General features: G+C 59.8%; 13 protein-coding genes and 2 pseudogenes. 9 read left to right on the plus strand and 6 right to left on the minus strand.

Annotated elements, in window-relative coordinates; all coding sequences use genetic code 11:
• Positions 1-199 precede the first annotated feature (199 nt).
• On the minus strand, positions 200-394 hold the full coding sequence (locus H0V78_05045) for a helix-turn-helix transcriptional regulator (protein MBA2351162.1): 195 nt from the start codon (positions 392-394) through the stop codon (positions 200-202).
• Between the two features lie 170 nt (positions 395-564).
• Here H0V78_05045 and H0V78_05050 point away from each other — a divergent pair, with 170 nt between their 5' ends.
• From H0V78_05050 to H0V78_05070, 5 genes are all read left to right on the plus strand, one after another.
• Positions 565-1,248, plus strand: a complete 684-nt coding sequence (locus tag H0V78_05050) for an antibiotic biosynthesis monooxygenase (protein MBA2351163.1) — start codon at positions 565-567, stop codon at positions 1,246-1,248.
• Positions 1,248-1,808, plus strand: a complete 561-nt coding sequence (locus H0V78_05055) for a YbfB/YjiJ family MFS transporter (protein ID MBA2351164.1) — start codon at positions 1,248-1,250, stop codon at positions 1,806-1,808. The genes H0V78_05050 and H0V78_05055 overlap by 1 nt, the downstream gene beginning before the upstream one ends.
• Positions 1,775-2,422, plus strand: a complete 648-nt coding sequence (locus H0V78_05060; GenBank protein ID MBA2351165.1) for a YbfB/YjiJ family MFS transporter — start codon at positions 1,775-1,777, stop codon at positions 2,420-2,422. The genes H0V78_05055 and H0V78_05060 overlap by 34 nt, the downstream gene beginning before the upstream one ends.
• A 171-nt stretch (positions 2,423-2,593) precedes the next feature.
• On the plus strand, positions 2,594-2,962 hold the full coding sequence (locus H0V78_05065) for a VOC family protein (protein MBA2351166.1): 369 nt from the start codon (positions 2,594-2,596) through the stop codon (positions 2,960-2,962).
• Positions 2,963-3,150: 188 nt separating this feature from the next.
• On the plus strand, positions 3,151-3,591 hold the full coding sequence (locus tag H0V78_05070) for a DUF1772 domain-containing protein (GenBank protein ID MBA2351167.1): 441 nt from the start codon (positions 3,151-3,153) through the stop codon (positions 3,589-3,591).
• A gap of 182 nt (positions 3,592-3,773) precedes the next feature.
• Here H0V78_05070 and H0V78_05075 read toward each other — a convergent pair whose 3' ends face one another.
• From H0V78_05075 to H0V78_05085, 3 genes are all read right to left on the minus strand, one after another.
• Positions 3,774-4,199: a PIN domain-containing protein gene (locus H0V78_05075; protein MBA2351168.1), complete on the minus strand. Its 426-nt coding sequence runs from the start codon at positions 4,197-4,199 to the stop codon at positions 3,774-3,776.
• Positions 4,200-4,445 (minus strand): AbrB/MazE/SpoVT family DNA-binding domain-containing protein, encoded by a 246-nt coding sequence (locus tag H0V78_05080; GenBank protein ID MBA2351169.1) that lies wholly within the window; start codon positions 4,443-4,445, stop codon positions 4,200-4,202.
• 186 nt (positions 4,446-4,631) lie between these two features.
• Positions 4,632-5,354 carry a dienelactone hydrolase family protein gene (locus H0V78_05085; GenBank protein MBA2351170.1) on the minus strand — a complete coding sequence of 241 codons (723 nt, stop codon included), beginning with the start codon at positions 5,352-5,354 and terminating at the stop codon, positions 4,632-4,634.
• A 220-nt stretch (positions 5,355-5,574) separates the two neighbouring features.
• On the opposite strand from H0V78_05085, the gene H0V78_05090 reads away from it, so the two are divergent.
• The 3 genes and pseudogenes from H0V78_05090 to H0V78_05100 all read left to right on the plus strand — a co-directional run bounded on the left by H0V78_05090 (position 5,575) and on the right by H0V78_05100 (position 6,344).
• Positions 5,575-5,781 (plus strand): hypothetical protein, encoded by a 207-nt coding sequence (locus H0V78_05090; GenBank protein MBA2351171.1) that lies wholly within the window; start codon positions 5,575-5,577, stop codon positions 5,779-5,781.
• Positions 5,782-5,838: 57 nt separating this feature from the next.
• Positions 5,839-6,060, plus strand: a pseudogene (locus tag H0V78_05095) (type II toxin-antitoxin system prevent-host-death family antitoxin).
• A complete protein-coding gene (locus H0V78_05100; GenBank protein ID MBA2351172.1) occupies positions 5,979-6,344 on the plus strand; it encodes a Txe/YoeB family addiction module toxin in 366 nt (121 codons plus the stop codon). The pseudogene H0V78_05095 and the gene H0V78_05100 overlap by 82 nt, the downstream one beginning before the upstream one ends.
• A gap of 290 nt (positions 6,345-6,634) precedes the next feature.
• On the opposite strand, the gene H0V78_05105 is transcribed toward H0V78_05100, so the two are convergent.
• Both H0V78_05105 and H0V78_05110 read right to left on the minus strand, forming a co-directional pair.
• Positions 6,635-7,000 (minus strand): VOC family protein, encoded by a 366-nt coding sequence (locus H0V78_05105; protein ID MBA2351173.1) that lies wholly within the window; start codon positions 6,998-7,000, stop codon positions 6,635-6,637.
• A 266-nt stretch (positions 7,001-7,266) separates the two neighbouring features.
• Positions 7,267-7,549 (minus strand): annotated as a pseudogene (locus tag H0V78_05110) (GNAT family N-acetyltransferase).
• 155 nt (positions 7,550-7,704) lie between these two features.
• On the opposite strand from H0V78_05110, the gene H0V78_05115 reads away from it, so the two are divergent.
• On the plus strand, positions 7,705-8,457 hold the full coding sequence (locus H0V78_05115; GenBank protein MBA2351174.1) for a hypothetical protein: 753 nt from the start codon (positions 7,705-7,707) through the stop codon (positions 8,455-8,457).
• Positions 8,458-8,507 lie beyond the last annotated feature (50 nt).

Below are 8,507 nucleotides of genomic sequence, written 5' to 3' on the forward strand. Positions count from 1 at the left end.
AGGTACGCCTTTTCCATCTCGGCGATTGACGGGCGTGTGTTCATGCCAAACTTTGTACCACATTGGCGAAGCGGCTCGCCACCGGTTTGCGGGCGCGGTCATCGAACGCCGACCGCATCCGATCGCCCGCCGCCGCCTGACAACCCGGCTTAGCGACGGCGGAACGCCGTCCGCTGCAACCGGTTGTTAGGCTGACCCTTTACTCCGTGATATCGATCGTTGAAGCATGGGTCAGCCGACGCAGATGCGAGCTCGCCGTTTGCGGTGTCACCCGGGCGTCGCACGCCAGTTCAAGGGCTGTCAACGCGCGCCCGCCGAGGAGCGCGGTCAAAATCGCCGCCCGTGCCGGTTCACCAATCAGCCGAGCGACCGCGGCCAATTCCGGAGTGGTCATCGTTGCATCTCGGTTGGTAGATACGACCAATGTAGCCTATCCAGTGCGCCCGCGCGCGCTCCAACACTTCGATGATCGCCGAACAGTCTGATGTGCCGACCGGTTGAGCGACGGGTAACATGAAACTACAAACGAATACGGCATCCGAGAAATCCCGAAGACAAGAATTTATGTTTGCCGTCATCTTTGAAGTACAGCCGAAAAAGGAACGCAAGGACGAATATCTCGACTTGGCCAAACACCTGAAGCCGATACTGGAAGCCATCGACGGTTTCATAGACAACGAACGCTTCGTCAACCAGCGAAACGAGCGCCGCATCCTGTCGCTGTCGACGTGGCGAGACGAGAAAGCGGTCGTACGCTGGAGAACACACGGCGAGCACCATACCGTGCAGGAGAAAGGACGCTTCGAAGTTTTCGAGGATTACCATCTGCGCGTCGGCGAGGTCACCGCGGATAGTCATCCGCCGGCAGGCGGGTCGGTCGACGAGATGCGATTCGACGAAACCAGCATCGGCGCGGCGAAGGTATGCACAATCACGGAAACCAGTCTCGCGGAAAAGAGTTCATCGGCGGGACAAGCTGCGGCGCTGCCTGCTCAGCTCGGTCTCGATACCGGCATTGGAGGACTGGTCGACCACGAAGTCTTCGAAAGCATTTATAACCCGGGCAAGCTCCTGTTATTAGGATCATGGAAGGATGCGCGTGCGGCGCGAGCGTGGACGCCGCAACCGTTCGCCAGTGCTTCATCGTTGCGCCACCGGCATATCCGGGTCATTCGGGATTACGGCATGTACGAACGTCGGGAGGCGACGCAGTACTACGCGGAGGTGAAGCGAGATGAGCGCGGCTGATGCGCGCTGACCGAGCTAACGACGCTCTGCTGATCGCCCTTGCCTTTTCGCTCGGGCCCGCCGTCTCGAACGGTCTGGCGCGGTTCGCTTATGCTCTGATTCTGCCGCCGATGCGCGCCGAACTCGGCTGGTCTTATACCCAGGCGGGTTCGCTGAACACCGCGAACGCGCTCGGTTATCTTTGCGGGGCGCTCGTTGCGTTTCGTCTGGCCGGCCGCGTACAGGCGAAGACGCTCTTCAATCATGCCATGTGGCTCACCGCCGCCGCGCTCATCCTCTCGGGATTAACCGCTCGCTTCGTCGATTTGCTGGTGCTGCGCTTTGTCGCCGGCTTGACCGGAGCGGTCGTTTTCATCTGCGGGAGCATAATCGTCGCTCACCTCGCAACGCATGACGCGAAGCGCTCGGCGGCCGCTATCGCGTTGAACTTTGCCGGCGGCGGATTGGGAATATTTGTTTCCGGGGTCACGCTTCCGTGGCTTTTGCAGCTTGGGGAAATCAAGCTTCGGACGTCGCATGGATCGGCATGCGGGCCGCCTCATTGGCCGCCTGCTTGCTGACCTCGCGGGCGACGAGAAATATTGCGGCGAGCGGTGACAACAGCGGCGCAGCGACATGGCGCAAACAACCTTTCTTTCCGCTGCTGGCGTCGTATTTTCCGTTTGCTCTCGGCTACATCGCCTACATGACTTTTATCATCGCCTGGATGCGGGAACACGGCGGCAGCGCCGGGCAAGTCGCCTTAGTATGGGGAGTCCTGGGGCTGGCGACCATACTCTCGCCCTGGGCATGGCGCAGGGTATTGGCGAACTGGCGCGGCGGCCAGGCGATGGCCGCATGCCTCGCGGTCGTGGCACTCGGCGCGCTGCTGCCGCTCGTGCAACCTTCATTGCCAATGATGATTTTGTCGGCGCTGCTGTTCGGCGGCGCTTTCTTCATTCCGCCCGCAGTGGGGACGGCCGTATTCAAAACAGGATTGCCGCCCGCGGCGTGGGGCAAGGCAGTTGCCGGCTTCACGCTGGTGTTCGCAGCAGGTCAGACGATCGGTCCGCTCGTAACCGGTGCTTTGTCAGACGCCACCGGAAGTCTGTTCACGGGTCTGGCGGTTTCCGTGGGAATCCTCATCGCCGGCGCGCTGGTTGCGCTCATGCAGAAAGATGTTCGGAGTCCGTGATGCGCGTCGGACCGTCGTTCTCCGCCTGATCGATCCGACCGGACATCCGTCGTGCCGGACGTTTATGGTGTCCGGTCCGCGCGACGCGGCGGGGTTGGAAATCGTTTTCGGTATCGTCAAAGCAGCATACGATTACGGGCGGGGTGAGCCCGACTAACCAGGAAAGGAGCTATGGCCATCGAACTCAATCACACCGTCGTACCCGCGCGCGATAAAGTCGCGTCGGCGAAGTTTTTCGCGAGAATCTTCGGACTTGCGTTCGACGAAAGCGAAGTCGGTTACTTCGCGCCGGTGCGAGTTAACGATGCGCTGACTTTGGACTTTGCCGACAGCAACAAAGTCGCGATCCATCACTACGCTTTCAAAGTGAGCGAAGACGAGTTCGATGCGATCTTCGCGCGCATTAAGGCAGAAGGCATTCCCCACGGAAGCGAGCCGTTCTCACGAGAGGACATGAAGATCAATCATCGCGGCGGCGGCCGCGGCGTGTATTTTGACGATCCCGATGGGCACGTTCTCGAGTTGCTCACGGCGGAGTAGAAAACCTGGCCGTCACACGTCAGCAGCAAATCGCAAGCGTATGAGTGGGTAATGGTCGGGCCGATCTGCAAACAACTGACGGAGCCTGTTGACCGGGATTGGCGAATGCGTCGATCGAACCTTGATCGCAGACAAGCGTCCGAAAATAAATCGATCGCGGCGAAAGCGGGAGCAGGCCAGTTAAAACGATGCGCTTTCTGAGTCTTTTGTTTATTGCTCTGACGCTCGCGCCGGCGATGGCGCATTTACTCGAGCCGCTGAACAAAATCAACCTGCCCGCCGAAGATTACCTGACTGTCCAGCAAATTTATCGCGGCTGGGCCTTGCTCGGCTTCGTCGTATTCGGCGCACTCGCGTCGACCCTGATCCTGGCCATCAAAGTGCGCAAGGAGCGAGGGGTTTTCGCGCTGACCCTGATCGCATTCCTGTGCATCGCCGGTACCCAGATCGTGTTCTGGATGTTCACTTATCCGGCGAATCAGGCGACCAATAACTGGACGATGCTGCCCGATAACTGGATGGCGCTGCGAACCCGATGGGAGTACTCGCACGCTGCCGGCGCCGACCTGAGCCTGATCGCGTTTATTGCGCTGACCTGGTCTGTCCTTTTACCTGAAGAATCTCCGTAGCAGACTCAGTCCAGGCTGAAAACGCAGCGGAGTCTGACCCATTTGTTTTGAGTTCTTCGTAAGGAACTTTGTTCTTGTCCCTCCAAAAACCCGATAAAGAGATACCGGTAGTTTATTCGTCTGACCAAGACCTTCGCTTTTCGTCGGCGCCAAAGCTCTTGCCATAGATCACCTGAGAAGATTCATTCAGCCGGGGGATCAGAACCTAGCCACGCAATCTTGATTTGCCCTTCAAGCGCCTTGAATTCGCGATCGCCGGTTACGAGCTCCGCATTTTTTAGCTTCGCCAGCGCAGCGGCGAAGGCGTCGGCATAAGACAGTTTGTTCCTGGCTTTGAACGCCGCCGCTAGGCGCGCGAGGACCAGGTCCGTTTCTACGCCGATGAGTTCGATCGGCATATTCGCGATCTCTCCTGCGATTTTCTCGGCGCTTTCCTGCGATACTTCGCGCATCGTCGTGTAATAAATTTCGCCCCAATTCACGATGCATAACAGCAAGCGATGCGTGCCAGCTTCGGCCTTGATGAGAAGCTGCTCCACTGTGCTCGCGGCCGGTTCATCTTCGAAAAAAGCGATCAGCGCCCAACTGTCGAGAACCTTGGTCGCCAATCAAAGCTCCCGCTCGCGCTTGCGGTCGGCCATCAGCCCTTGCAACACGCCTTTGCCCTTGAGCGATCCACGCAGGCTCTTTAGTTGCTCCCTGGTCATCGGCTTCAGGACGATATGGTCGCCTTCTTTGTAAACGATCGCGCGCGTATCTTTCTCGATTCCGAACTCTTTGCGTAGCCAGCTTGGAATGACGACTTGGCCTTTTACTGTGAAATAAATTGTGTCCGACCTGGATATGGTCTTCATGGCGACCGTACTACTGTGTAGTAAAAGTGGGAATAAGTATACAACGGATTACAATTTAGACAAATCCTACATCAGCCTTGCGCGCGGTGGCAAGACCGGCCGCGAAGTCGTGCCGACCATCGAAATGACAACGCGATCGCTTCCTTCCTGCGCCAATAGTTTTTTATCATTCCTGTGCGAGCGGAATCAGAATTTTTTTACAATCAGCAGATCGTCGATCCAGCCCGCCAGCGCATCCAGCATTTCGGCCCTGATTTCCGCATCCTTGCGCCTGCCCTCGAATGCCTGAATCGAGGGTCCGCTGCGCGCCGGCACATGAAACGAATGATCGGCGTCGGCAAAAAGCTGCAAGGTCGCGCGCACGCCGAGCTGTTCGACGAGCTTCCCAAGGAGATGCGAGTCGGCGAGCTGGTCACGGGTTCCCTGCATGAACAGCATCGGTACCCGCACGTCGAACAGGTGCTTGCCGCGCTCGTCGGACGGCAGCGCGGGGGGATGCAGCGGGAAACCGAGAAAAGCGATGCCGCGGATTCCCGGCAATGGCGACGCCGCCTGCGCTTGCGACGTCATGCGTCCGCCGAACGATTTGCCGCCTGCAATCAGCGCAAGCTCCGGCGCCAAGCGGCACATTGCCGCGACCGCCGCGCGCACCGTGGCTTGGGCAATTTTGGGCGCACCGGGCCGCTTCGAGCCGCGCTCCATGAACGGAAACTGATAGCGCAAGGTCGCGATGCCACGCTGTGCAAGCCCCTCCGCGACGGCCGCCATGAACGGATGGTTCATGCCAGCGCCGGCGCCGTGCGCGAGGACATAACAGGCGCGCGCCTTGGGCGGGGTTTGCAGCAAACCGGAGACATTCTGCGCGTCGTCGACAGTTATGATCACTGGCTGCGCGCTGCTGGAAGTCAGATTGGCCCCTTAATGTCGATTGAAATCTTGCGTTCGCCTAAATGATGCGCGGTGCAGTCAACCCACGAGAGCATGTGCTCGGCTTCTCGCCGGACGAGCGGGTGCCGGTGGATCATCCGCTGCGCTCGTTCAAGGCTACGCGGAGGGCGCGCTGACAACCATCCGGCCGCTTCGCGCTCGTGTTCGCGCAGGCGACGATGGGCAAGCGCAAGGCCCGACATTGCGCTCTCCGCGTTTACGGCGCTTCGCAGCGTCCGGCGGCGATCGACAACACTTCTTCGGCAACGCCTCGCACGTGCGCACCGGGCGCCTCAATTACGCAAACGACATGCGCACCATGGCCAATGTGCTCAGCGTCGATATCGAAAATATCCGCACGCTGCCAGAGCTCGCCTGGATCGAGCGCGACATGCGCACCGCGAAGTGAAACGCGGCACTACGGAATTCAGTTAGAATGATGGACGTACCTATTTCTGTACAGCCCATGAAAACCATTTCTTACACGGAAGCGCGCAGGGAACTAAAGCGAGCCATCACCCAGGTCAATGAAGACCATGCACCGCTTCTTATCACTCGCCAGAACGGGGCGCCGGCCGTTCTCATGTCTCTTGAGGACTACCATTCATGGGAAGAAACCGCGTACCTGCTGCGAGCCCCCGAAAACGCCAGCCGCCTGAAAAGCGCACTGGCGCAACTCGAAGCGGGCAAGGGGCGCCGGCGAAACCTGCTGCTCTCGTCTGGGCCGACCAAGCCTGGGAAGACTACCTCTGGTTCTCGCAAAACAAGCCAGCGCTCCACAAGCGGATCAACCGCCTCATCGAAGAAATCCAGCAAACCCCGTACACCGGCATCGGCAAGCCGGAACCCCTGAAACACGAGCTCGCCGGCTACTGGTCGCGCCGGGTGGACGATGAGCACCGGCTGGTCTATCAAGTAAAAGGAAGTCAGGTCCTTATCGCGCAGTGCCGCTTCCACTACAAGAAAACGTGAAAAATTCGCCCGCGCAATGCCGCGAATTCTTCTGTAACCGTAACCCTTACCGCTCCTTCACGCGCTCCGCCGCGGCGTGGCTTCCTTCGCTCGCTCTCAACGAAGGAACCAACCATGAACTTAGATCCCGCAAAACTGATCCCCTGGGCGATCGCCGCCGGCATCCTGTTCGCCACCTACCAATGGGCGCCGAACGTTTCCGCCGAAGCGGGCGGCTTCGACTCACGGCGGCCGCCCGTCGCTACACGCAATTGGTGGGCGATCTGTAGCAGCTTCCGCCGTCGTTTTGCTTACTTCTCAGCCCGCTTCCACAGCCCCATCATCCGTCCTTCGGTATCCGTGAACAGCGAGAACACGCCCATGCCGGGCACTTCCTGCTCTTCGACGTGAATCTTGCCGCCGGCCGCGACGACCTTCTGGCGATAGGCGGCAAGGTCGTCGACATCGATGTAGAAAAGCATATTGCCGGGCCAGGGTCCGTCGCGATCCGGCTGCACGATGCCGCCGTTGATCCCGCCTTCGCCGCCGGTTTCGACCATCCGGTAGTTCATTTCGGGCATATGCTGGATGTTCCAGCCGAAGATCTTCTCGTAAAAGGCCGAAACTTTTGCCGGATCCTTCGACATCAGTTCCCAGTGAACGACAGGTCTGCCCATGATGATCTCCTTCCATGGTTGAGTGATTGGCGCGTTCCCTTTTTTGCTGAACCGATGAGTGCGACGATGGATCGCGGCGGACGTTCTCGTCGTCAGCCCCGCGGATTGCCTGTCGGGCCTTCCGGCGCGAGCCGGAACGTGACATAAACCATCGCCTCCTCCTGCCCGCCGGCCGCCGCGTAGAGACGACGCGCAGCAGTGTTGGCTTCTCCGGTCCCTACCCACGCTTCGCTGCAGCCGAGCGCTCGTCCGCGAGCGAACAACGCCTACAGAAGTTGCTTCCCGATACCCTGCCCCTGGTGAGACGGCGCCACCCCAACCTCGTTCACCCAAAGCTCGGGCGGTTTGTCGGGATGGACGTAATGCCGCGGATGCCATGCCGACGACTTGCCCGCTGAGCAGCGCAACCGCCATGTGATGCCTGGGGTCGGCGAGAAACTCGGCCGGCCAGCGCGGGTCGATTGGGTTGTCGAAAACGTCTGGCGCCACACAGTCCAGGACCGAGGCGTCGTTTGCACCCAGCATGCGAATGGTCGGAGATGGGTTCATCAGGCTATGCGGCTGGACATTTGCAGGTCAGGAATTTGGTTGCCGGCGCGGAATCGACCAGATGCGAACCCGGTAGCGAACACGATGCGCTGCCGTTTACTCTTCTCATGCTAATTCTGCCTTCCAACAGGTGGTGTGTCGATTTGGGCGGTCGATTGGCCGATCTCCGCGGAGTATCGCTTTTGATTCACATGCCGGAGCAGGGCGTGCTCTTCGTCGGCGACATCCTGATGCCGTACCTCGGCTCGCCGGTTTTGGAGGAAGGAAGCGCCGAGGGATTGCTCGCCGCCATCGAGCAGGTCCATGCCCTCAAGCCGCGCCATCTGCTGCACGGCCATGAACCGCTCACGCGCATTTTCCCGTCGACCGTGATGCTGGACGATCTGCGCGTGCAACTCGTCTGGCTGCGTGACGAGGTTCTGCGTGCGATGAAAGAAGGAAAAGAGCGCGGCGCCATCCACGCAGCGAACCCGGTGCCGCCGACGCTCGAGCGCAGCGACTCCAGCGTTCACCTTGCGTACCTGGTGTTGCGAGAGAACATGATCAATCGCCTGTTCGACCAGAACAGCGGCTATTGGCAGAACGGCCTGCACGGACTCGATGCTCTGACCGACGCCGACCGCGGTGAAGCGCTGGTGGACTACCTGGGCGTCTCCGACGCGCAGCTCGCTTCCGCGGCCGAGCGCATGATCGCCGACGGCAAGCACGAAACCGCCGCCGCGCTGCTGCGCTGGACGCAACCTCGTTTCGCGAACAGCGGGCGACTGGACGCGGCACGCAAGCTGGCCTATCTCAAGCTGATGGAGAAGTATCAGGAGTTCAACCCGTTCAAGTTCATCCCATACTCCGCGGAGATCGGCCAATCGACCGCCCAAATCGACACACCACCTGTTGGAAGGCAGAATTAGCATGAGAAGAGTAAACGGCAGCGCATCGTGTTCGCTACCGGGTTCGCATC

The organism is Burkholderiales bacterium (assembly GCA_013695435.1).
GTDB lineage: Bacteria > Pseudomonadota > Gammaproteobacteria > Burkholderiales > JACMKV01 > JACMKV01.